The organism is Dellaglioa sp. CoH-57-MRSF-20 (genome assembly GCF_056781955.1).
Window position 1 is genome coordinate 274,437 of record NZ_JBXAXV010000002.1, and the last position, 22,486, is coordinate 296,922.

The following is a 22,486-nucleotide window of genomic DNA, read 5'->3' on the forward strand; positions in this document are numbered from 1 at the left end:
AACCATTAAAAAAAGCTTACCATTCTTAGAATTGCTCTAAGAATGGTAAGCTTTTTTTATTATACTGTCTAAATTTTTGTATTGCATTTCAACACTAGTCTCTTCTTATCTTTTCGGTTGGTTTAGTAGTAGCTAGAGGCAACGAAATTCTGAATATTGAACCACGCTTCTCAACACTTTCTACCACTAATGTTCCTTTATAACCCATAATGAGTTTTTGTGCGATTGATAATCCAAGACCATTACCGCCTTTATCACGACTTCTAGCTTTATCAACGCGATAGAAGCGATTAAAAACATTTTTTAAGTCATCTTTAGAAATTCCTTCACCAAAATCTTGAATAGCAATTTGAACCATTTTCATATCTTTTGATGCTGAAATATGAATTTCTTTTCTTGTTTCTGAATATTTAACGGCATTATCCATTAGAATAATTAAAACTTGTTCTAAGTGATTATGCGATATTTTTACCAAACTTTCTCCATTAAAATCTTCATCTAAAATAAACGTAAAATCGGGATGTATCATTTTAAAATCATTGAAAATTTGTAAAACAACTAATCGGACATCAACTAACTCATTTTTAAATGTCATCTCTACTTGTTCAGCTCTTGATAAATCAAGCATTTCTTGAACTAAACTCTTCATACGATTAATTTCTTGCAAAGATGCTTCAATCGACTCCGCTAGAACTGCCGGATCATCTTTACCCCACCTGTTCAATAATTCCATATGACCTTGAATTATTGCTACAGGGGTTCTTAACTCATGTGAGACATCTTCAACAAATTGTTGCTGTTGATCAACGTAGCGCTCCATCCTATCTAGCATACTATTGAACAAGTCCGCCAAATCAGATAACTCATCATTTCTATGCATATCTGGGACACGTACATGTCCAATTGGTGTTTCGCCTTCATTAATAATATCAATAGTTTCGTTCACTACTTCAATCGGTCTCAGTAACCAAGATGCCAGGATATACCCTAATATAGCACTACCAAAGGTTGCCGTAATAATTAAAACAATAAAAATTAGAATTAATTTATTACTAATTTTATGGTAATTTTCTAAAGCATTAGTTACTTGTGCATACCCGATTTTTTTGCCAGTTTTAGATGAATAAATAGCTCTTCTAGCAACATATCCATTTGCGCCATCAATTGTTTGGCTAGTAAACGTCATTTTATTTTTTTTAACAAATGGTACGTTTAAATTTCTTGAAGCAAAAACTTCTTGTTGCTTCAAATTATAAACACCTACTGCAATATTTTCTCTTGATAAATTAACAATTACTGCATTTGAGTACAAGTTATTTTCGTCTTTATCTGGTCGAGAATCTGCATTTATCGGTTTTAAATGTTGTGCAGTACTTGAAATTGTTAAGTCTTGATTCTCACGACTTAACTGTTGCGTCACCGTTCTTAAAGTATCTTGTACATCTTTTTTTTCTTTATCTAATAAAACGCCACTAAAACTCTGAAAAATAAGCGCAGAAAAAACGGCAAATATAAGTAAAACACCTATTGCCGTTCCTAATGCCCATTTCCATTTAAGTGACATACGTCTTACTTCTTTTGGATGCTGGGTTATTTTTTTTCTCATGATCTCATTACGTACCCTGTTCCTCTGACCGTTTGAATATAACTTTCTTCACCGCTACGATCTATTTTATTTCGTAAGTAACGAATATAAACATCCACAACGTTTGTTTCAACTTCTGATTCATATCCCCAAACTTTAGCTAATAAAACATCTCTAGCTAAAACAACATTAACACTTTCCATTAAAGCTAAAAGTAGTTCATATTCACGTTTGGTTAGCTCAATAACTTCTTCATCACGACGAACAACACGATTTTCTTTTTCAATTGTTAAATCACGGTAAGTGACAGTTGTCTGTTTTGCAACATTTTGTTCACCCTCTATATCAATACGACGTAACAATGCACGTAAACGCGCCAATAATTCTTCGATTGCAAATGGTTTAACAATATAATCATCTGCTCCATGGTCTAAGCCAGATACGCGGTCAATAACTGAATCACGAGCCGTCATCATAATGATTGGTGTATTTTTAACTTGTCGTACACGGCGACAAACCTCAAGACCATTTAATTCAGGTAACATTAAATCAAGTAGAATTGAATCCCAATCTTCATTTAAAGCAGCTTCTAGACCCGTTCGCCCATCAAAATGAACCTCAGTTTCAAATCCTTCATGTTGTAATTCTAATTCAACAAAGCGCGCTAAATTTTTTTCATCTTCAATTATTAGAATACGACTCATATTTTCATGATCTCCTGTTAGTTTTATTTTATTTTCTCATCCATATACACACAATTTTTAACCGATATCTTACTTTTCTTATTCTACCATTAAATGATATTCTTGCATACACTTTGCACTGCTCAACTCATATAGGTATTCAAGCACTTTTTAACCGTTTTTTTAATATATTATTAACTAAAAGAGTAATAAAATTAATATAACAAACCGTTAACTTTAAAAAATATATCATTAACGCTTTATTAAAATGAAAACTAAAAATTGGAATTAGTTATTCGATACCAGCAGCTTTAATCAGTAAAACCGATAATTCAATTATAAATTTTGCCATTTCAATTTCTTTTACAACGTTAACACGGATTTCTCCATTCAGCATACTCAAAATAACTTCTTCAAAAACCTTATATGAAAAGGTTTTATTCTCTGACAAAATAATTCCACCAAACCACATTATATTTTCTAAGTGTGCCGTTAAGTTAGGATATTAGAATATCGAAATTATACCTTAGCGTCTTAAAAAATAGTTACGGATTATCTTATTCCATACTACCTCATTGGTTAACTATTAAAGTTTTTTCCTTTATTTCAACTAAGAACACAATAAAACCCCTTAAGTTAGATTTTTCTCCAACTTAGGGGGTTCCACTTCAAATAGATAAAATTATCCCAAATGCTTCTTTTCCGTTATATACTTATACTTATATTTTATTTACCATTGGCAAAATAACTTTACTTCAGGTAATTTATGACAATAATTCCATGAACCGTTCAACTCTTTCTGGATCATTATGATCAAAGAAGGCAGATTCTTGTTTGTCTAAGGCAGTAATAGTTGCCATGTCTTCCACTGTTAATTCAAAATCAAATATGTCGATATTTTCTGCCATTCGTTCCGGTCTCACAGATTTAGCAAGTGCTACAATACCACGTTGCATTAACCATTTTAGAATAACTTGTCCAACTGATTTACCGTATTGTTTACCAATTTTTGACAATGTTTCATTTTTAAATAAGTCTAACCGGCCTTCAGCAAAAGGTGCCCATGCTTCCATTTGAATGCTTAATTTTTCATGATAGGCTTCATCCGTTAAACGTTGATTCCATGGGTTCACTTCTATTTGGTTAACTTGAACTTTAGCCACACCATTCATATGAGAGAATTCTATTAATTTTCCGATATCAAAGTTAGACACCCCAATAGCACGTATTTTCCCAGCAGATTGTGCGGTAGCTAAAGCGCGCCAAGCACCATATACATCACCGTATGGTTGGTGAATCAAGAATAAGTCTAGATAATCTAACTGCATTCTTTCTAGTGATTCATCAATTGCCTTCATCGCCTTTTCTTCACCAACATGTTGGATAAATAATTTGGTTGTGACAAACAACTCTTCTCGTGTCACTAATCCTTCAGTGATCGCTCTTTGGATAGCTTCCCCAGTTTCAACTTCGTTTCCATAGGCAATCGCTGTATCTAGTAATCGATATCCTACTTTAATCGCTTGATAAACTGCCTCTGCAGTTTCTTCTAAAGGAATTTGATACACGCCAAAACCTAGTTGTGGCATTTTCACTCCATTATTTAATGTAACTGTATTCATTTAAATCGCTCCCTTTTTATTTAATATACTAAGTTAAACACTTGGAGTGCACTCAGAGTCAAGGATTATGCTATATTATTTTAATATTTGTTTATTTTTCAGCTTTAGGCTACTATTACTATAAGTATTTTAGATTACATATAAGGAGAAAAAGCGATGACACCTATTATCACACTTTGCACAATTAATGACTTAGAAATATTACAAAAGATTAGCATTGAAACTTTTACTGATACTTTCGCTGCAGATAACGATCCAAAAGATTTACAAGATTTTTTGGATACCGCTTATTCTTTACCACAATTAACGAGTGAATTAAATGATCCAAATGCATTCTTTTACTTCGTACATGTTAATGATGAGTTAACTGGATATTTAAAATTAAATATTAACGACGCACAAACTGAAGATGACTTTCCGAACGGCTTAGAAATCCAACGAATTTACATTCGCAAAAATCACAAAAAAATGGGATTAGGTCAACTTCTATTTGAAAAATCTAAAGAGGTTGCCAAAGAATTTAAAAAAGATCAACTTTGGTTGGGAGTTTGGGAACATAATAAACCTGCCCTCTCCTTTTATGAAAAACAAGGCTTAACAAAACATAGCCAACATGATTTTGTTTTAGGCGATGCTATCCAAACCGATTTTATTTTAGTTCTAAACAGTAGTGACTCCAAAAATTAGCCTTTTTATAGAGTGGGAAAATCCACTCTATTTTTATACAAATAATTCTTTATATTTTCGGGATTCAATAGATTTTTTCAGCCTAATTTTTCTTTCATATCCATAAACTAACGTCTTAACGTTAATCCCAATGTGACATATTCATAACGTTCATCTAATAATTATTTTCATATACTATTATAAAGTTTAATAGTAAAATTGTATTGATATAGAGTATGTCCATCATAATCTAATTACGCAATATTTCACTAAAAATATTATTTCTGGAGGATTTTCCACATGAGTATCTTTTTCGCTCTCTTATTTATTACTACTTTTATCACATTTTTGGTATATGTTATTAAATTTATTATCGCAAAAATTAACAAAAAGGATACTAATCATGCAAGAAAATTAATATTATTTAGTTTCCTAATCTCATTTATTTTACTCGTTCTAATTGGTATCACTGCACCTTCTTCAAGTAGAAATGCTAGTGTCAAAGAATCTAGTTCCGCCCAATCAAGCTTTCTGTCTTAAAAAGATTACCAACATAACTTTTATTACTGAGACAATTTTTATTGCTTATTTTACATTACAAAAATCTTTGGAGGAACACGTATTATGAACGTTTTATTTGCACTTATTTTTTTTATTTCAATATATTTTATTATTTACTACACAGTTAAAAGATTTATGACAAAAACTAAAAATCCAAATATATACACTAAAATCAAGAAACGGGTTTGGTACCCTACTGCTGTACTGATCATTTCACTTGTAGGCATTGGGATGACTAGTCAGGCCGAACCAACTAAAAAACAATCGCCCCTTACTACCGTAACAAAAGTTGGCTCTGCCGATAAGAAAAAGGCAGAGTCAAAATATGAATCTATAAAAAAAGAAGTTTCTTCAAAAGAATCTGAAGCTGAATCATTGAGTAAAAAATTAAATGAGAAAGAATCTAAAGCCACTTCTGAAAAAGAAAGTGAATCTAAAGCTAAATCTAAATCTGAAAGTTCTCAAAGACTAGCTGCAAAAAAAGAACAAGAACATTTTAACAGCGTTCAAAAAGAAAATAATTCTACATCTACGGATTCATCTAACGCAGATTCTGTTACTACTGGCGGAGGATCCATCATCGGTAATACTAATTCTAAAATTTACCATACTCCCGGTCAAACTGGTTATAAAATGAGTAAATCAAATGCGATTACTTTCCAAACAGAACAAGCCGCTCAAGATGCTGGATATAGAAAGGCGAAAAAATAATGAAATCAACTAATCATTTATTAATACGTGTTCTAATTTTATCATTCACTTTTATTGGTATCAGTAACACGACTACCGTTTTAGCAAAATCTGATTCACATGTTACTTACGACTATACTGCCAAAAAGCAAGCAGAAGAAATTAATAATAAAGTTGATAAAGAACAAGTGAAATTAGACAAACTTAACAAAGAAATCAAAGAATTAAAAAATAAGTTAGCTAAATATGATAGTAAAGATTCTTCAAAAAAAGAAACAACTAAAAAATCTAAGACACTTGATTTATCATCTCTAAACTATAGTGATAAATCTGAAATAGAAGTTAATAATAATATTCCTACTTTCAGCGAAAGCACCCTATCTACTAGTAAAGGTACTTGGGAAGCGTACAGCAACCTAGATTCTCTGAATCGTGCTGGAACCGCCAATGCAATGTTAAGTAAATCTTTAATGCCTACCGCGAAACGCGAAGGGTTAACTTGGAACCCTACTGGCTGGAAAAATAAACGTATTAGTAACGGATGGTTATATAATCGTAGCCATTTAATTGGTTATCAATTATCAGGTCAGAACAATAATCCAAAGAATTTAATTACGGGTACTCGTGAACTGAATGCACCTGAAATGCTTGCCCATGAAATGGATATAGCTACTTACCTTAAAGAACATCCTAATAACTATATTAGATACCGCGTTACTCCAATATTCAGAGGAGATGAACTTCTTGCTCGTGGCGTACAAATGGAAGCTCAATCTATTGGTAGCTCCTCAATTAAATTCAATACTTACATTTTTAATGTAGAGGCCGGTGTTACTCTTAATTATAGGGATGGTACTAGTACACTAAATTAAACAAATAGATAACGGGCGTATAGATACTTCGAGTGGGTTCAATTCCCACTGCTCGCTTTTTACTATAAAAATATTTGGAGGAATTTGTGTTATGAATAAAAAAATAACAATAGTCGGGATTACTGCCATCACACTACTTTCACTAACTGCATGTGGGAATAGCAAGAATACAAGTAAGGATTCTTCATCTTCTGAGGCTGCATCATCTAGTATTATAAAAGCTAAAAAGGAATCAAGTAAGAAAGAGTCCATAAAAAAAGCAACTTCCGAAAGTAAAGCATCATCAGAATCATCTGCTCAAGCATCTAGCATCTCAGCTGCAAGTTCTTCAATTACCGCAGCTGAAAGTTCTATTGCCGCAAGCTCTTCTAGTATTGAGGCTGAGAAAAATAACGTTACTACCACTGAAAAATCTACAAGTTCATCTACATCAACTAAGATGACGCAATCAAAAGCTGAATCACTTGCTTTAAGCTATTTTAAATCATTCAATAATGAGACAAGCGACTGGGAACCAAAAGTTAAATCAAGCGATACTTTAGATAAAGGTAATAAATATATTGTATCCGTCTTCGATACTGAAACACACATGGTAGAATTTGACGTCAATAAATCTACTGGAAAAGTCACTTCTCCAAATTTAGGATATCAACGTTAATTTTTAAAGAGTGATAACAATTTTGTGTTTGTTAATTTTACATGGAGTCGGTACCTCCTTTAACAGCATTGAAGATCTACTTGGTCATTCCAATGTAAGGATTACCCAAATCTATATAACAGTAACTTCAAAACTATTACAATATTTAGATACTTAACTCAAACGTAACCAAAAGCGTAACCAAAAGAAAAAAAGGCCTATCTAACAACTTTTAAATCGTTGTTAGATAGCCTTTTTTAGTATATTTATTAACTTTTTTTATTGTTCAGTATACCAAGTATAGTGGAATGAACCTGGTTTATCAGTACGTTCATACGTATGAGCACCAAAGTAATCACGTTGTGCTTGAATTAAATTAGCAGGTAAAACTTCTGAACGGTATTGATCGTAATACGTAATTGCTGCACTGAATCCAGGAACTGGAATACCAGCTTTAACAGCAATACCAACGATATCTCGAACTGATTCTTGATATTTTTTAACAATATCTTTGAAGTAACCATCTAATAAGATGTTATTTAAATCAGCTTTTTCGTCAAATGCGTCAGTAATATTTTGTAAGAAACGGGCACGAATGATACATCCAGCACGCCAAATCTTAGCCATATCACCAAAGTTTAAATCCCATTCATAATGTTCTGAGGCAACACGTAATTGTTCAAATCCTTGTGCATAACTCATGATTTTACTAAAGTATAATGCTTCACGAATTTTTTCAATTAATTCTTTTTTATCTAATTCACCTAATTTAACTTCTGGTTTAGGTAAAACTTTACTTGCTTCAACACGTTCTTCTTTCATTGCTGAAATGTAACGTGCATAAACAGATTCAGAAATAACTGACTGAGGAACACCTAATTCAAGTGCACTCTGTGATGACCACTTACCAGTACCTTTATTTCCAGCACGATCGAGGATAACATCAACAATAGGTTTACCAGTGCCTAAATCATCTTTACGTGTTAAGATATCAGCAGTAATTTCGATCAAGTAACTATCCAATTCACCTTTGTTCCAGTCAGAGAAGATATCAGCGATTTCATCAACTGAGAGGCCTAATAAATCTCTTAACAAATGATATGATTCAGAAATTAATTCCATATCACCATATTCAATTCCATTATGAACCATCTTAACATAATGACCAGCACCGTTAGGACCGATATAAGTCACACATGGTGTCCCATCGCTAGCTTTAGCAGACATTTCCTCAAGAATTGGTGCAACAAGGTCATATGCCTCTTTTTGGCCACCTGGCATCATTGATGGTCCTTCAAGTGCACCAATTTCGCCACCTGAAACGCCCATTCCAATAAAGTTAATTCCAGAATTATCTAATTCTGCATTACGGCGTACTGTATCTTCAAAGTAAGTATTACCACCATCAATTAAAACATCACCTTTATCTAAGAATGGTAATAGTTCTGCAATAACAGCATCAGTTGGTTTGCCAGCTTTTACCATGATAATAATTCTTCTAGGTTTTTCTAATGAATCTGCAAAATCCTTAATTGAGTAGCTGGGTACTAATTTTTTTTCTGAGTGGTCTTTCATAACTTGCTCAGTTTTAGCTCCCGTTCTATTATAAATAGCTACCGTACGGCCACGACTCTCAGCATTCAATGCGAGATTTTTACCCATAACAGCCATTCCAATAACACCAATTTGTGCTTTATCCATTATAATACCTCCTACATTTCTTTAATTTTTTGTGAATCAAAAACCATGTAATCTAAGAAAGTATCAGCTACCGACTTTGTCAATAAACCCATTTAACTTTCAACGTCAATTATACACTAGACATCAAAAATTCCTATCTATTTTACCTTTTTTTGTTATACTGATTTCAGGAGGTCTTTCAAATATGAAATTAGTTGAAGTACAAGAATTATATTATGCCATCGATACTTTTTTATACAGTCGCGCAAAAGCAGAATTTTCTAACAATATCCCTACTTTTGACTTAGTTGTCCAAGTTAACGACAAATTATTAACGGCCGATTTTTTAGATTTAAAAGATAGTCGAATTCAAATTTATAGTACCACAAGTCAGCACACTATCGCATCTCAGTCAATTCCTTACGAAAATGACAGTAGTAATGCTTTCATCAGTCCGATAAGAAAAACAATCTTTAAAAATTATCGTTCCGAATTTTCAGGCTGGTCTAATCTTAGTAACAAACCAGAGTTATTACTTCTAGATTTGATAGATTTAATTAAATCTATCAAATCGCCCACTTTTAAGGCTGTTAAAACACCGGCTAAAAATGTAACTTATATTGAAAGCCATGCCAAATTACCTTTTCAATTTTTTGATCCAGAGACAGACTTCAAAATTATAAGTTTGAAAATTAGTGAAAAAAAATAAGATTCAATTGAATCTTATTTTTTTTGTACAGAAAAAGCCTTAACACCATGGTTGTTAAGGCTTTTTACTTAATGTAGATTTAGTTGTTTACTTTTACGACTTCTTTTCCGTCATAAAAACCACAGCTAGGACATACATAATGTGATTTTCTTAATTCGCCACAGTTAGGGCAAGCGCTCATACCTGGGACAGTTAACTTGTAATGCGTACGACGCATTCTCTTACGTGTTTTTGATGTTTTACGTGCTGGTACTGCCATTATCAAACACCTCCTTTAAAATTATCCAAAACTTTTAATAAAAGTATTGTTATGTTTATTCCTCTTCAGAACCATCATTATCAAAAAAATTTTGTAATGAGGCAAATCGAGGATCAACTTTTTCTTTTCTAACCTGTACGAGTTTATCTTCAGTAAGAACTTCCCAGTCGTCTCCGGTTGGTAAATCTTCTGCTTTTCTCTCATCATCAGTCAGTATCTGCATCGGAATCTGTAATAACACATTATCCTCTATCACAGAATTCAAATTGAGCATATCTTCTTCCAAAATAATTACAACATCATTTTTATCAAACCGTTCAAGTGCTTTATCGCGATAGCCTACATAAAATTCATCAACTGAAAAATTTAATGGGACATCGACACTCTTTAATGATCGTGTTGATGGCATTTCAACTGTTAAACTAACGTTAAAATGACCAATGACATCTTGATGATCTGCTGACAGAATGCCCGTAACATGGACTTCTGAAACAGCTGTAATTGTTTTGTTGCGCAGCATTAATCCTTCGGAAAGGTTTAACATTTCGTCAACTTGAAGTGGTTCATCACTTTGTTTTTTTAACTCAACTAAGGACCATTTCATGCAAATATGCCTCCTAATGCAACGCTTATGATTATACCTGTGATTAAAAACATTGTCAATGGTATATCCTTGACAGTATGTTAATTAATTTGTTTAGGTCTTCTAAAAAGATCCGATTTTTTATGACTAACTAGCCCATAAATAATTCCTGCTCGATAATCTAATTGGTAAAGTCCCTCTTTATCCTTTTTACTAATTTTTGTTATTATAGGATATGGCACTTCCTTTTTTAAATGATTAAGCAGCGTTTGACCTTTTTTTGAGAACCCTAAGACATGATAATAAGGCTGCTTATATTGTTTGTCAATTTCATTTTGCTTTATTTGTAACAAAATATAAGTTGCTAGTCTTGAGATTTTTGTATAAGTTACTCGTTTCGACTTAACGGCTTGGACCCAATCATCAAAATTAGCCTCGTCAGGCAACTTTTCGTACTGCTGCAACAAACGATACTCAATACCCTCAGACATGCCATAAATCGACGATAATTGACCTGGTGTTGATAGACTCAACTGATATCGAAGATATGGCCAAAAATCTGTCCAATCGGCCCATCTTTCATTTTCTGAATCAAGTCGAGTTTGATTAGGAACAACTTCTACAATCGATTCTTGATGTTGAACTGCTAATCTAATTGCTGTTGCACTTGTAATTTTTTGAGTATCAACAAATTTTGTTTCATGGTAATCAGCCTCTATACGTTGAATCGGACATAACTGGATTTCGGCTTTTTCGGCTATGCAGGCTTCAGCATAAGCTAAACCTAACAAATCATTAGGCCGATTAATTTGAACACCTGTTTTTTCAAAAACAGCTCGTTGATATTGTGTGGCATACGTTTCATTAAACTGATTAAACTCACTATCTAACGTTTGAATTTCAGTTGCGATAGTCATAAAATCCAAATCAGGATGTTCAGCACCAAAAACAAGTCTGGTTATCTTTAATCCGGCCAATAATTTAATGGCACCTTGAGCAAACAAATCAGCCGGTTGAACAGAAAATGCAACGGGTAACTCAACTATTAAATCAACACCAGATTGCAATGCTTGCTCCGTACGGCTCTCTTTATCAAGTGCAGCTGGAATACCTCTCTGTAAGAATTGTCCGCTCATAAGGGCAATAATCGTCGTATCAGGATACTTTTCTTTTATTTGATTAATCTGATACAAATGTCCGTTATGAAACGGATTATATTCAACAATAACCCCAGTCGTGTCCAAGTAACTCACTCCTATTTATCGCAGACAAAAAATAGTCTTGTTGTTTTATCATCAACTTGACTTGTGCCAAAATCAGCCGAAATTTTAATATTCTTAAATCCAGCATTTTTTAACAATTCAGTATACGTATTAACTGAATATGTTCGTTCATGATGGTCCTCAGTTAGACGTTCAAATTGACAGTTAGTATCATTTTTGACAAAAAAAGTTAATTCATGAACGACACTGTGTGGCTCTTCATCTTTAAATGTTGACCACAAAAAAGCTTGATCATCATCCTGATAGTTGTACATATAACCTGGATAAATCTCATCCGTTTGATAGGTTGAGATAACATCAAAAATGAATCGACCATTTTCTTGTAGTAATCCATGAATTGATTTAAAAACGTTTCCTACAGCATCAGCGTCAGGTAAATAACAAAATGAGTCAGCAAAACAAGTTACCGCATCAAATTGTGGTAACTCTGCCTCTTCCAAATTCATCATATCACCTTGTACTAAAGGCAAGGATACATTCGCATCCTGTGCGTGTTGGTCAGCAATTGATAACATTTCTTCAGATAAATCTAAACCAACGACTGAATAACCAGATTGCGTTAAAGCAATTGCTAATTGACCTGCACCACAAGCTAATTCAAGAATTTCAGTTTTCTTATCAGGAACTTGTGTTTCGACAAATGTTTGCCAAGAATCATATAAATCAGGATCCATTAATTGATCATACAATTTTGAAAAGGTGGTATAAATCATTATTCTTCAATCCATGCTGATAAATCTACAGATGCGCCTTCAGACCAGAATTTTTCAAGATCATAAAATTCACGTGATTCAGTTTTAAATACATGCACAATTAAATCTCCAAAATCTAATAAAACCCAACTAGTTGAATTACGTCCTTCAATACGACGGACTTCAACACCTGCTAGTTCTTCTTGATCTTGAATTTCTTTGACGATAGCCTTAACTTGGTGAGCTGAGTCAGCTTGTGTCACCATGAAATAATCAGCTAATAGACTAATTTCATGGACATCAATAGCCACCGTCTTTTCGCCACGTTTACTGTCAGCAGCCTTAACTGCGATTTCTAATTTTTCTATACTATTCATTATTACTCCTCTATTCTGCGACCCATTTATTAAAGGTCAAAATTGTTTTAGGATACACTCTTTTATTGGTATTAATTAAATAACTTAGTGTATGTTTTGTTTCAAATCCAACAGCTGCATCCAAACTTTCAAATGCTTTTTTTCGTGCTTCAAGAACGCCAGAGAACGTCCTACCTTCTTCGATGAAATCAGCGACGTAGACAATTTTATCCAACAAATCCATCTCAACATCGCCTGTCGTATGCTTCACAATTGATGTTAAAATTTTATCATCTGTAATACCTAATTCATCATGTATCAACTCTGCGCCAACAATTCCATGCCAGATAGCATTCCCCCAATTTAATAAATCAGGATCCATATGTTTTTGCTTAATTGTTCTGATAAAGGTGTCATCTGTCCGCTCCTTGGCATAATCATGAATAAGTCCAGCAATACTTGCTCTTTCAATATCACCATTATTATTTTGAGCAAGTTCAATTGCAGATTTTTCAACATTTAACACATGCTGAAATCTTTTTTCACTCAAAGTTTCCTTCAAAATCTGTACTAATTCTTCTCTAGTTCCACTAAAAAGATTATTAGAATAAACTAAATTATTCACGATACAACCCTTCTTTCTCAATATAATTTGAGACTGCCTTAGGTACTAAATAATTAATTGAACAGCCTTTTTTTATCTTATCTCGAATTTGTGTTGAACTAATATCAATTGTTGGTACATCAACCCAAAGTATAGGATACTGACTTGTTTGTTCAAATCCCGTTCGTTTAACTCCAACAAAATGTACTAATTTTACTAATTCATCAATACGAGACCATTTCGGTAAATAATCTACCATATCGCCGCCAATAATAAAATAGTAATCATTTTCCGGATGAGCTGCTTTTAAAGCAACCACAGTGTCATAGGTGTAGCTAATACCACCGCGATTAATTTCAGTATCTTCCAGCTTAAACTTATCGTTATCCGCGATACTTTGATTAACCATATCAAGGCGATACTTTGCATCAATTGCTTCCTTTTTATCCACATGTGGTGGTGTTGCATCCGGCATAAATCGAACTTCACTTAATCCTAATTGCTGACAAACTTGATCAGCAATTATTAAATGACCTAAGTGAGGCGGATTAAACGTACCCCCGAGAATTCCAACACGCTTTTTCGTATTATCAAGAATGGGTTTAGTCTTAAATTTCGTAACTAAATTAATTTCTTTTAATTTTTGGACTTGAATAGTCAAGCTAAAAACCTCCTCAAAATTTTAAATTAAGCGAGTAAATTAACTTTGTCAGAGATATCTCGATTTTCGACATCTGTTGCTGCTTGATAAAGCACTAATGTATGACCAATCACTTGAACAACTTGAATTGAACTATTAGATTCAATAAAAATACGAACTTCATTTGTATCAATTGTTGCATTTTGTAGCATGTTAATTTTGATTAATTCGCGTTTTTCAATTGCTTCGCGAATTTGGTTTAACCAGTTAGTAGACACGCCTTCTTTTCCAACTTGGAAAAGTGGACGTAAATGATGTGCCTGACTGCGTAGATATCTTTTTTGTTTGCCTCTTAATGTCATATGTTAGTTAACTCCTCTTATATCATTGCTTTACGTAAAAGAACCGAAACACCTTTTGGTGCCCAGCCAGCGACTTTAGCACCCTCATTAATGGTTACCCATCCAAGTCCGGCAAAAACTAAATCACTTTTTTGTGTTGCTTTAAATTCAAAACGAACTAATTCTGGGAAGTCGTTCATTTCATCATCTGTTGGTGGATTTAATAAACCACCAGCATGTTTCTCATAAAATTCACTTGCAGTCTCAGTTTTTGTTCTATGAATCATTAAATCATTATCAAGATAAACGACAACACCAGGAGTTCCCCCTGAAATGTAATCAAATCTTGCAACAGCCCCAAAGAATAATGTTTGGTTTTCATTTAACTGATAGACGCGTTGTTTAATTTCTTTTTGAGGAGAAACTAATCTTAGCGCCTTACCTGATAGATAATGAGCCATCTGGTCTTGATGAATAATACCTGGTGTATCAATTAAAGCTCGATCATCGTCCAATGGAATTTCAATCTTATCAAGCGTAGTTCCTGGGAATCTTGAAGTTGTAATCAGGTCTTGGACACCTGTTCTTTGTTTAATGATTTGATTAATCAATGTTGATTTACCAACATTAGTTACTCCAACAACGTACACATCACGGCCTTCACGATACTTTTCAATTAATTCTAATAATTCATCAATCGCAAAGTTTTTTGTTGCACTTGTCAATGCAACATCAATTGGTCGTAATCCTTGTAAATTAGCTTGTTGTCTCATCCAATCCTTTAACTTCGAACGTCTCAATGACTTAGGCAATAAATCAGCTTTATTTCCAACCATTAAAACAGGATTATCACCCACAAATCGATGTAATCCAGGAATTAGACTACCATTAAAATCAAAAATATCAATAACGTTGACGATTAATGCATCAGCACTACCAATTTGATTCAATAATTTTAGGAAATCATCATCAGTTAACTTAACGTCAGCAATTTCATTGTAATGTCGTAGTCTAAAACATCTTTGGCAATATAGTTCATTTGTTTCAAGTCCTTTTTTTACTGCGGATTTAGGTGTATAGCCTAATTCATCTACTTCTTCACTTTGAATTTTTGAGCCACAGCCAATACAAAAAAGATCTTCGTCAATTTCTGGTACTTCAATTATGTCAGTCATCCAATGAATTCCCCCATTTAGTTTTAAAATCGTGTTTTTTAATTAAGTGATTTTTAATTCTTTTTTCAATGAAACGATTAGGTTTTGTATTCCAAGCGTCTGATTCAACAAGTGGTTTAACCAATATACTTTTAATGCCCGCATTATTCGCAGCAGCAATATCAGTCATCAATTGATCACCTATTAAAACTAAATCTTGATTATTCATCTTAAATTCATTTTTAACTTGGTTAATTCCTTTTGTAAATGGTTTTAGAGCTCTGGAAACAAATGGTAATCCAATATGTTCCAGTGCCTTTTCAATACGTTCGTGACTATTGTTAGATACAACAATCACTGGAATTGAAGCCGCAGCTATAAGCTCTAACCAATTCTTCAATTCTGGGGTTCCGTTTGGGTTATCCCATGCAATTAATGTATTGTCTAAATCAGTCATAACAACTTTAATTCCATGATTTTGTAAATCCTCTGGTGTTAAATCATAAATTGATTCAACCATCCAAGTTGGTTTATATCTCTCAAGCATGTTAGCTACCTCAATTTTAGAATAATAATCTAAGTATAATGTACTTTCAACAAAATTGCATGTTTTCCATGAAAACAAATGAAATTAATTTTATTTTCTCATTTTAAAATAATAGAAACGAGTTATTTCAATTTTATATTGCTCTTTTTAAGATTATATTTTGTCTTATTAGTTACATAGACCATAATCATTGATATCACATAAAATTTTTTTGATTTCACTAAAAATAACATACTTAACTTATTTACAGAAATTTTATTAAAAAAAGAGGATACTTGACAATTGGTCAAGTATCCTCTTAAAAGTTATTATTTACTTAATGCTTTTTTAGCTTCTTCTGCAACAGCAGCAAATGCTGCTGAATCTTTAACAGCTAATTCAGCTAACATTTTACGGTTAACTTCAATTTCAGCTAATTTCAAGCCATGCATCATCTTGCTGTAACTTAAACCATTCATACGTGCTGCAGCGTTAATACGTGCAATCCATAGACGACGGAAGTTACGTTTTGTTTGATGGCGATCACGGAATGAATATTGGTACGATTTCATTACTTGTTGTTTAGCTACCTTAAATTGGATATGTTTTGATCCACGGTAACCTTTTGCTAATTTAAGCATTCTTTTGCGACGTTGACGTGTAACGGTTCCACCTTTAACTCGTGGCATGAAAATTCCTCCTTATTGAGCCATTTAAAAATGGCATCAATTGTCTAATTTATATTTATTATTTCATTTGTGAAAGCATTTGTTTGATACGCTTGTTATCTGATGCTGACACTGTAGTTGATTTGCTTAATTGACGACGTTGTTTCTTAGTTTTACCATGCATACGATGACTTGTATATGCTTTAGAGCGTTTTAAGCCACCATTTCCTGTACGTTTAAAACGTTTTGCTGATGCACGATGAGTCTTTTGTTTTGGCATAATCTAATATCCTCCTAATATAGCTTTACTTTTCAGCCTTAGGTGCAAGCATCATGAACATACTACGTCCATCCATCTTCGCTCTTGATTCAACTGATGCAACTTCTTTAGCTGCGTCAGCGAAGCGATTCAAGACATCACGTCCGATTTCTTTATGCGTAATTGCACGGCCTTTAAATCTAATTGATACTTTAACCTTATCACCTTTTGCAAGGAATTTTGAGGCATTTTTCAATTTTGTATTGAAATCGTTAATATCAATCGTTGGACTAAGTCTAACTTCTTTAACATTAACAATCTTTTGGTTTTTACGGGCTTCTCTTTGTTTCTTTTGTAATTCGAAACGGTACTTCCCGTAATCCATAATCTTAGCAACAGGTGGTTTTGAGTTAGCGGCAACAACAACAACATCTAAATTAGCAATTTCTGCCATATCTAGTGCTTCTTGTTTCGTTTTAACACCAAGTTGTTCGCCATCATCACCGATCAAACGAAGTTCCGATGCGCGGATACCTTCATTGACCATTTTGTCTACTTTATCAACTGCTATGGCAATGCACCTCCAAATTTTTTTGAGAAAAAACACAGAAAAACGGGCAACAATAATAAATTATCGCAGCCCGCTTGAAATCCATTTTAATTGGAATTTAATTTCAATAATATTCTGCCCAGAGACTCTTTGTCTCTTCAGGCGAGAAGCGGGAGCCTCTGCTTTTTCTTAACTTTTATATCATACCAACTTGAAGACTCATTGTCAAGCAAATTAAAATGAGTCTTTTTTATGCTTTACGACTATAGTTGGCAATTTCTTTTGTAATGTTGTTAATAAAATCTTCTTTTGTAAAGATATTTGAATCATCTTCACCATGTCGACGAACAGAAACTGTATTTTCAGCTACTTCATTATCACCGACAACTAAAATATAAGGTACTTTAGTAACTTGCGCTTGACGCATCTTATAACCCATCTTTTCGTTACGTTCATCAACCGTTACTCGTACACCACGAGCAACTAAGTTAGCACGTAAATCATGCGCATAATCGGCATGAAGATCGTTTTTAACAGGAATAATTGTTACCTGTTTAGGAGCCAACCAAGTTGGGAATGCTCCTTTGTACATTTCTGTTAAGTAAGCTGTAAAACGTTCCATCGTTGAAACAAGTCCACGATGAATCATAACAGGACGGTGTTCTTCACCATCATCACCGATGTATGATAATTCAAATTTTTCAGGCATCATGAAATCTAATTGAATTGTTGATAACGTTTCATCATTTCCTAACGCTGTTTTTGTTTGAACATCTAATTTAGGACCGTAAAATGCTGCTTCTCCTTCAGCTTCGTAGTAATCTAAGCCTAAATCATCCATAGCACCTTTTAACATACTTTGTGATTTTGTCCACATTTCATTATCATCAAAGTATTTCTCTGTGTTAGCTGGATCACGATAGCTCAAACGGAATGAATAGTCAGCAATCCCAAAGTCATCATAAACTTCCATCATTAAACGAAGGACGCTTTTAAATTCTTCTTGAATTTGATCAGGAGCAACGAAAGTATGACCATCATTTAATGTCATTTCACGTACACGTTGTAAACCAGAAAGTGCACCTGATTTTTCATAACGATGCATCATTCCTAATTCAGCAATTCTGATAGGAAGATCACGATATGAACGAATATGATGCTTGTAAACTTGAATATGTGAAGGACAGTTCATTGGACGTAACTCTAACTCTTCGCCATCACCCATGTCCATTGGTGGGAACATGTCTTCGCGATAATGGTCCCAATGACCAGAAGTTTTATATAAATCCAAGTTGGCTAAGATTGGTGTGTAAACATGATCATAACCATTTGAAACTTCCTTATCAACAATGTAGCGTTCAATCGTACGACGAATTGTAGCACCATTAGGTAACCAGTATGGTAATCCTGCACCAACTTTTGGATCTACAAAGAATAAATCTAAGTCATTACCAATTACTCGATGATCGCGTTCACGTGCTTCTTGACGACGAACTAATTCAGCATCTAAATCTTTTTGTTTAAAGAACGCTGTACCATAAACACGTTGTAACATCGGATTACTTGATTTACCTTGCCAATATGCACCAGCAACTGATAATAATTGGAAAATTTTAACATCAGCAGTTGAGCGTAATTGTGCGCCATCGCTTAAGTTAACGAATTCACCTTGTTTGTAAATTTCAACTTGTCCATTTTCATCAGTAGCTTCAACTACTAATTCAGCACGATATGGGTCACCAGCAAATAATTCAAGAGCTTCAGCTTTTGAAACTAATTGACGTTCAATTTTCAAATTTTCTTTAACAATTGATTTCATCTTATCTTGAATTTTCTTCAAATCATCAACGCTAACTTGTGTTTCACCATTATCTGTATCAAAATAGAAACCATTTTCAATATCAGAACTCATACCAAATTTCATACCTGGGTATAATTGTTGTAACGCATTAGCTAAAACTTGAGCAGCTGTATGCCATAAAACGATTAATCCGTCTGCAGATTCTTTAGTAACAATTTCGATAGCGCCGTCTGCCTCTAATGGACGAAGATAATCAACCAAAACACCATTGAATTTACCGGCAATTGATTTTTTAGCTAAACTAGGACTAATTGACTTTGCAACGTCTTCAGTCGTAATACCTGAATCAAACTCTTTAACTGCGCCATCTGGAAATGTAATATTTATTTTTGACATGTTAACTTCCTCCATTGTTTTAATATTTTTTGATACAAAAAAAGTCCCTAATACACAAATAAAATCGTGTATTAGGGACGTCGATTAACGTGGTTCCACCCAAATTCAAAGTTTTGCCGAAACAAAACTTTCTCCATAGATTTTAACGGATCCAATCCGACCTGATAAAAATCAGGCAACATTATGGAAGTGGTCATCACTTATTCTCTGCCAGAAAAGCTTTCAGCTATGCTTTCCCTCCCTGCGGACATAAAAAAAGAATGTAATCTTCCGTATCAATTTAATAACTATTTAACCATTTTTAGTGAAATTTAGCAACTATTATTCTTATTTAGGTCGACGATTTTTTCCAACAATCTTAACTTCTTTTGCTAAAAAGTGAATTCGTTCCATAATTCTTTTTGCCTTAAGAGGCTCGTCTTCACCCTTTTGACTAATACGTAAATGCTCATCTTCTAGTTGTTTCATCGAAAAATTAGAACTAAAGAAAGTTGGTAATTCTTCTTGCATGCGATATTGTAAAATAACACCTAAAATATCATCACGAACCCAACTAGACATTGCATCGGCACCAATATCATCAATCATTAAAATTTCAGATTTTTTAACAGCATTTAGCATGTCATAAACACGATTATCACTAATAGCATTTTTAATTTCAACTGCAAAACTAGGGAAATGCATTAAAGTCGTTTGGTATCCTCGACTTGCTAATTCATTGGCCATAGCACCTAAAAGATATGTTTTACCAACGCCAAAGCTACCATAAAAATACATTGCTTGGTGATAAGATTTAGGACTATCAACAAATGTTGTTATAAATTTTAAACTCTGGCTAAGTGCATCCCCACGTTCATCCATATCAAAGCCATTCATAGTCGCGTTTTTGATATCTTTAGACATACTCATTGATTTAACTCGCTTAGCTAATGCTCTACTTTTTTGAGCCTCGATAAAAGAATCTGTTGGTACATAGGAAACATCAATCATATGATTATTCAAAACCAATTGTGGCTTATAACCTGGTGCTATCATTCCTTTACCAAGAATAATTTTATTTTTTTCAGATAAGAATTCATACAATTTTGCATCAGCGCGTCGAATACTATCCTCTGTTAATTCAGCTTTATTTCTATCTAAAAAAGCGATGACATCTGAATCTTCATAAACTTTTCTCATTAAATCACGATAATTAACATTAGGATATCTTTCACTCAGGTTGTCCTTTTCAAGAAATTTTTTGATTTCTGTCCCTAAATCTTCCATCATTTTCCTCCTTTGGGTGCTGTTTTATTAAATTCAGCAAGTTGTCTTTTTAGTTCATCCTTATCAACTTTTACATCCACTTTTGGTGCTTGATAGTCATCTTTAGCCCAATCAGGCAATGTCTCTTTTTTAATTATTTTTCTTTGTCGTTGGTTTGACGCCTTAGTTTCAGTCTTTTTATTGTTAAATTGTCGAACCTGATTAATGGCTTCTTCAGGTGTCTTCACTTTTTGCTGTGACCAATCATTAGCCATAGTATCGACAAACGATTTATTAAGTGTTGATAAATCACGGTCAATCAAAATGTAATGAATCAGAATATTAATGACTGAATTAGAAAATATCTGTCGTTGAATAAGTTGCTGTAACAGATATGCTTCACTGTCAGTGACATATCCACCCTTGCTTTCTTTTAACGATTTCAAAAAATCAAAAGGTTTATAGGCTTCACTCGCAAGAATTAACTGCGAATCCTCTTCAGAAAAACCAACTTTTTTTAGCGTTTCAACAGATTTCATATTAACCTTTTTATTATCACTACTTGTTAAATCTTCTTGTTTTTTCAGTTTAATTTGTTGATTATATTTGTGAGCAATATGTTGCTTGAATGAATTATAATCAACTTCATTTGTTGATAAGTCAGCTGAATCTCCAATAAATTGGGCCATTTCGATTTCATCAATACCATACAAGAGATGCTCTGAAATAATTAAATCCCGCTGTTCATTGATATTATCCAAAGAAACGAAACTCTTTTCCAGTAGTTCAATAAAAAATTTAAAATCAAATGACTCAATACTACCTGACTCAACTAACTTTTTCGGTATCTTCTTGTCCGTTGAAAAAACTTTTTTACTTTCAGAAATAATATCAGGTTTATTAGACAAATGATCTTGATTAACTTGGAAAACATCTAAGAAACTTTTAGATGTTTCTTTGAAGCCATCTAATTTTAAAATTGGTAACGCAAATCGAGTGGTAATTTCTTTGTACCTACCATCACCAATCGATTCCCAGAGTAAAGTGCTTAGTAAATCATCTGTAAAAAAATCAGTTGCTTGCAAAGGTCGACGCAATTGATAGACAACAACTTTTCCTATTGCATCCTCTTTTTCAAAGCTCTTCAAAAGCCCTAAAGCTTCAAGGGCACTTCTTGCTTCATAAAACATTGCTATGTCAATATTTAGTAATGCAAGTAATTCACTATGCATCTTTCGATTAGATAATTGTGGATTTTGACCTGCCTCACCTTTCAATAGAGCAAATAGACCACTCGCAATCACACCCATAACAGGTTGATACAAGTAGTCTAGTCGTTCAATATCATCATTTGTAACTTTTTCATCCATTAAAACGACATAACCGTCTTTCGGACTCATATTTCCGCATATATCAATCATTGA

Annotated in this window: 26 protein-coding genes and 1 other annotated feature; of the genes, 5 read left to right on the plus strand and 21 right to left on the minus strand. The window is 33.4% G+C overall.

Annotation, left to right across the window (positions count from 1 at the left end):
- Positions 1 to 94 precede the first annotated feature (94 nt).
- From AC1RPN_RS03170 to AC1RPN_RS03185, 4 genes are all read right to left on the minus strand, one after another.
- Positions 95 to 1,564, minus strand: coding sequence for a HAMP domain-containing sensor histidine kinase (locus tag AC1RPN_RS03170; RefSeq protein ID WP_481761217.1), 1,470 nt, complete (start codon positions 1,562 to 1,564; stop codon positions 95 to 97).
- Positions 1,565 to 1,602: 38 nt separating this feature from the next.
- Positions 1,603 to 2,289 carry a response regulator transcription factor gene (locus AC1RPN_RS03175; RefSeq protein WP_409022671.1) on the minus strand — a complete coding sequence of 229 codons (687 nt, stop codon included), beginning with the start codon at positions 2,287 to 2,289 and terminating at the stop codon, positions 1,603 to 1,605.
- Between the two features lie 271 nt (positions 2,290 to 2,560).
- Positions 2,561 to 2,719 carry a hypothetical protein gene (locus AC1RPN_RS03180; RefSeq protein ID WP_481761216.1) on the minus strand — a complete coding sequence of 53 codons (159 nt, stop codon included), beginning with the start codon at positions 2,717 to 2,719 and terminating at the stop codon, positions 2,561 to 2,563.
- A gap of 313 nt (positions 2,720 to 3,032) precedes the next feature.
- A complete protein-coding gene (locus AC1RPN_RS03185) occupies positions 3,033 to 3,890 on the minus strand; it encodes an aldo/keto reductase (RefSeq protein ID WP_481761215.1) in 858 nt (285 codons plus the stop codon).
- A 156-nt stretch (positions 3,891 to 4,046) separates the two neighbouring features.
- Between AC1RPN_RS03185 and AC1RPN_RS03190 the strand changes: the two genes are divergently transcribed.
- The 4 genes from AC1RPN_RS03190 to AC1RPN_RS03205 all read left to right on the plus strand — a co-directional run bounded on the left by AC1RPN_RS03190 (position 4,047) and on the right by AC1RPN_RS03205 (position 7,337).
- A complete protein-coding gene (locus AC1RPN_RS03190) occupies positions 4,047 to 4,577 on the plus strand; it encodes a GNAT family N-acetyltransferase (RefSeq protein WP_481761214.1) in 531 nt (176 codons plus the stop codon).
- A 603-nt stretch (positions 4,578 to 5,180) separates the two neighbouring features.
- On the plus strand, positions 5,181 to 5,828 hold the full coding sequence (locus AC1RPN_RS03195) for a sunset domain-containing protein (RefSeq protein ID WP_481761213.1): 648 nt from the start codon (positions 5,181 to 5,183) through the stop codon (positions 5,826 to 5,828).
- Positions 5,828 to 6,679: a DNA/RNA non-specific endonuclease gene (locus AC1RPN_RS03200; RefSeq protein WP_481761212.1), complete on the plus strand. Its 852-nt coding sequence runs from the start codon at positions 5,828 to 5,830 to the stop codon at positions 6,677 to 6,679. Before AC1RPN_RS03195 ends, AC1RPN_RS03200 begins: the two co-directional genes overlap by 1 nt.
- Positions 6,680 to 6,770: 91 nt before the next feature.
- Positions 6,771 to 7,337 carry a hypothetical protein gene (locus tag AC1RPN_RS03205; RefSeq protein WP_481761211.1) on the plus strand — a complete coding sequence of 189 codons (567 nt, stop codon included), beginning with the start codon at positions 6,771 to 6,773 and terminating at the stop codon, positions 7,335 to 7,337.
- Between the two features lie 258 nt (positions 7,338 to 7,595).
- Here AC1RPN_RS03205 and gndA read toward each other — a convergent pair whose 3' ends face one another.
- Positions 7,596 to 9,017: an NADP-dependent phosphogluconate dehydrogenase gene (gndA, locus tag AC1RPN_RS03210; RefSeq protein ID WP_481761210.1), complete on the minus strand. Its 1,422-nt coding sequence runs from the start codon at positions 9,015 to 9,017 to the stop codon at positions 7,596 to 7,598.
- Between the two features lie 184 nt (positions 9,018 to 9,201).
- Here gndA and AC1RPN_RS03215 point away from each other — a divergent pair, with 184 nt between their 5' ends.
- Complete coding sequence (locus tag AC1RPN_RS03215; protein ID WP_481761209.1) at positions 9,202 to 9,705, plus strand: hypothetical protein; 504 nt, start codon at positions 9,202 to 9,204, stop codon at positions 9,703 to 9,705.
- 79 nt (positions 9,706 to 9,784) lie between these two features.
- On the opposite strand, the gene rpmF is transcribed toward AC1RPN_RS03215, so the two are convergent.
- The 16 genes from rpmF to AC1RPN_RS03295 form a co-directional block, all read right to left on the minus strand.
- On the minus strand, positions 9,785 to 9,964 hold the full coding sequence (gene rpmF / locus AC1RPN_RS03220) for a 50S ribosomal protein L32 (protein WP_057973392.1): 180 nt from the start codon (positions 9,962 to 9,964) through the stop codon (positions 9,785 to 9,787).
- Between the two features lie 55 nt (positions 9,965 to 10,019).
- Positions 10,020 to 10,568, minus strand: coding sequence for a YceD family protein (locus AC1RPN_RS03225; RefSeq protein ID WP_409022679.1), 549 nt, complete (start codon positions 10,566 to 10,568; stop codon positions 10,020 to 10,022).
- 80 nt (positions 10,569 to 10,648) lie between these two features.
- Positions 10,649 to 11,791, minus strand: coding sequence for a nucleotidyltransferase (locus tag AC1RPN_RS03230; protein ID WP_481762405.1), 1,143 nt, complete (start codon positions 11,789 to 11,791; stop codon positions 10,649 to 10,651).
- Between the two features lie 11 nt (positions 11,792 to 11,802).
- Positions 11,803 to 12,543: a class I SAM-dependent methyltransferase gene (locus AC1RPN_RS03235; protein ID WP_481761207.1), complete on the minus strand. Its 741-nt coding sequence runs from the start codon at positions 12,541 to 12,543 to the stop codon at positions 11,803 to 11,805.
- Positions 12,543 to 12,899, minus strand: coding sequence for a ribosome silencing factor (gene rsfS, locus AC1RPN_RS03240; RefSeq protein WP_481761206.1), 357 nt, complete (start codon positions 12,897 to 12,899; stop codon positions 12,543 to 12,545). Before rsfS ends, AC1RPN_RS03235 begins: the two co-directional genes overlap by 1 nt.
- Before the next feature lie 10 nt (positions 12,900 to 12,909).
- Positions 12,910 to 13,503 carry a bis(5'-nucleosyl)-tetraphosphatase (symmetrical) YqeK gene (gene yqeK, locus AC1RPN_RS03245; protein ID WP_481761205.1) on the minus strand — a complete coding sequence of 198 codons (594 nt, stop codon included), beginning with the start codon at positions 13,501 to 13,503 and terminating at the stop codon, positions 12,910 to 12,912.
- Complete coding sequence (locus AC1RPN_RS03250; RefSeq protein ID WP_481761204.1) at positions 13,496 to 14,143, minus strand: nicotinate-nucleotide adenylyltransferase; 648 nt, start codon at positions 14,141 to 14,143, stop codon at positions 13,496 to 13,498. Before AC1RPN_RS03250 ends, yqeK begins: the two co-directional genes overlap by 8 nt.
- A 26-nt stretch (positions 14,144 to 14,169) precedes the next feature.
- Entirely contained in the window at positions 14,170 to 14,484 is a 315-nt protein-coding gene (yhbY, locus tag AC1RPN_RS03255; protein ID WP_409022685.1) for a ribosome assembly RNA-binding protein YhbY, read from the minus strand.
- Positions 14,485 to 14,501: 17 nt separating this feature from the next.
- Positions 14,502 to 15,638 carry a ribosome biogenesis GTPase YqeH gene (gene yqeH, locus AC1RPN_RS03260; protein ID WP_481761203.1) on the minus strand — a complete coding sequence of 379 codons (1,137 nt, stop codon included), beginning with the start codon at positions 15,636 to 15,638 and terminating at the stop codon, positions 14,502 to 14,504.
- On the minus strand, positions 15,631 to 16,164 hold the full coding sequence (locus AC1RPN_RS03265) for a YqeG family HAD IIIA-type phosphatase (RefSeq protein WP_409022687.1): 534 nt from the start codon (positions 16,162 to 16,164) through the stop codon (positions 15,631 to 15,633). Before AC1RPN_RS03265 ends, yqeH begins: the two co-directional genes overlap by 8 nt.
- Before the next feature lie 308 nt (positions 16,165 to 16,472).
- Positions 16,473 to 16,832, minus strand: a complete 360-nt coding sequence (gene rplT, locus AC1RPN_RS03270) for a 50S ribosomal protein L20 (protein ID WP_409022688.1) — start codon at positions 16,830 to 16,832, stop codon at positions 16,473 to 16,475.
- Between the two features lie 58 nt (positions 16,833 to 16,890).
- Positions 16,891 to 17,091: a 50S ribosomal protein L35 gene (rpmI, locus tag AC1RPN_RS03275; RefSeq protein ID WP_057973380.1), complete on the minus strand. Its 201-nt coding sequence runs from the start codon at positions 17,089 to 17,091 to the stop codon at positions 16,891 to 16,893.
- A 25-nt stretch (positions 17,092 to 17,116) separates the two neighbouring features.
- Positions 17,117 to 17,617 (minus strand): translation initiation factor IF-3, encoded by a 501-nt coding sequence (gene infC, locus AC1RPN_RS03280; protein ID WP_409022689.1) that lies wholly within the window; start codon positions 17,615 to 17,617, stop codon positions 17,117 to 17,119.
- A gap of 56 nt (positions 17,618 to 17,673) precedes the next feature.
- Positions 17,674 to 17,811: a sequence feature (ribosomal protein L20 leader region), on the minus strand.
- A gap of 59 nt (positions 17,812 to 17,870) precedes the next feature.
- Positions 17,871 to 19,817, minus strand: coding sequence for a threonine--tRNA ligase (gene thrS, locus AC1RPN_RS03285; protein WP_481761202.1), 1,947 nt, complete (start codon positions 19,815 to 19,817; stop codon positions 17,871 to 17,873).
- Between the two features lie 327 nt (positions 19,818 to 20,144).
- The gene (gene dnaI / locus AC1RPN_RS03290) at positions 20,145 to 21,083 is read right to left on the minus strand and encodes a primosomal protein DnaI (RefSeq protein ID WP_409022691.1); all 939 of its coding nucleotides are present in this window, start codon (positions 21,081 to 21,083) and stop codon (positions 20,145 to 20,147) included.
- On the minus strand, positions 21,083 to 22,483 hold the full coding sequence (locus tag AC1RPN_RS03295) for a replication initiation and membrane attachment family protein (RefSeq protein WP_481762173.1): 1,401 nt from the start codon (positions 22,481 to 22,483) through the stop codon (positions 21,083 to 21,085). The genes dnaI and AC1RPN_RS03295 overlap by 1 nt, the downstream gene beginning before the upstream one ends.
- Positions 22,484 to 22,486 lie beyond the last annotated feature (3 nt).